Source organism: Mesorhizobium sp. M0317, assembly GCF_040321555.1.
GTDB lineage: Bacteria > Pseudomonadota > Alphaproteobacteria > Rhizobiales > Rhizobiaceae > Mesorhizobium.
Genome location: NZ_JAMYRV010000100.1, coordinates 1 through 1,554 on the forward strand (window position 1 = coordinate 1; position 1,554 = coordinate 1,554).

The 1,554-nt window shown below is 59.8% G+C and carries 1 protein-coding gene; it reads right to left on the reverse strand.

Translation table 11 applies throughout. The features are described from left to right. Positions 1-334: 334 nt before the first annotated feature. A partial coding sequence (locus NKI88_RS31670; RefSeq protein ID WP_352562815.1) for a type I secretion system permease/ATPase occupies positions 335-1,554 on the reverse strand: 1,220 nt, incomplete at its 5' end.

The window sequence follows — 1,554 nt, forward strand, 5'->3', positions numbered from 1 at the left end:
CGAAAAATACTCCTAATGATGTCCCTGCCTGAGTCGTTCATATTCGTCATCGGACAATTGGAGAAATCGATTGCTTGGATAGGCATACATTTATGAAATGAATGCACTCTCGTTCGCTTCGCCCTTCGCCGAGCAGTTGCGGGCTCGCAGGCGGCGGGGACGCGCCCAGGCAATCGGCCGAACATTCACACTCAAAGAACGGTCCAGGAAACTTTGTAACCGGTCGTTCTGGTTGAGCCGCCCTCGGAAGAACGGGCATGGGGATGTGTTGCCGAGTCGCGCCGGCACTGCCCATTGCGAGCAAGGGAAGTGGCGGCGAATGGAGCTCGGAACGTCATTGTTCTGGTGAATGCCGGACACCGGGATCCTCCATGTCAGCGCGCTCTGCCACGTTATCCTGTGTAGACTCGATGGCCTTCAGGACTTTGGAAGGCGCACCGAATGATCGCTGCCGTCCACCTTCCATCACCAACACCAAATCCACGGCGCGGATGGCGCTCGGCCGATGGGCGACGACAACCGCAATGCCCTTGCGCTCGCGCACGGAGGCGATCGCATTAACGACTGCAGCCTCGCCTTCCGCATCGAGATGGGCATTGGGTTCATCCAGCACAACAAGGAAAGGGTCTCGATAAAGGGCACGGGCAAGACCGATAAGCTGGCGCTGCCCGGCGGAAAGTGCCGATCCGGCCTCACCAATCGGAGTTTCGTATCCGTGCTCAAATCGGAGGATCAGTTCGTGCGTGCCCGCTGCCTTCGCCGCGGCGACAATAGCCTCAGGGTCAGGATCATCTTCAAAACGAGCAATGTTTTCGGCAATGGTGCCGTCGAACAGTTCAACACCTTGCGGCAGATAGCCGATGTGACGGCCTAGTGCTTCCCGGTCCCATTGATCGAGGCTTGCGCTGTCGATGCGAACCTTCCCGGCGACCGGCGTCCATGCGCCGACGATGGCGCGCGAGAGTGTCGACTTGCCCGAGCCCGATGGACCGATGACCCCGAGTGCGCTTCCCGCCTGAATGGCAAACGCAATGCCGGTCACGGTCGGCTTGCTTTCGCCGGGCGGAACGATTGTCACGCTTTCGAGGCGCAGTTCGCGTTCAGGTTCAGGCATTAGCATGACAGGAGCGGTTTCAGGAACCTTTTCCAAGAGGTCCTCCAGCCGCGCCCAACCCTGGCGCGCCATGAGGAAGGGTTTCCAGCTTGAAATGGCGAGATCGACCGGAGCCAGCGCACGCCCCATCATGATCGAACTGGCAATCATGACCCCGGCCGTAGCCTCTTCCCTGACCACAAGGTACGCACCGACGGCAAGAATGGCCGATTGCAGCAGCACGCGCAGCGACTTTGAAATGGCACCCAGCCCACCTGCCACGTCCCCAGCTTTCCGGTTGGCGGCCAGACACTTGGCATTGGCCTTTTGCCATCGGGCAGCGATCCGCTTTCCAAGACCGAGAGCTTGCACGACCTCGGCATTGCAACGCGCTGCTTGCAGCAGACCATTGCGTGCCATGTTGTGGGCAACGGTATCGCTTATCGGCCCTTGCGAGAGAG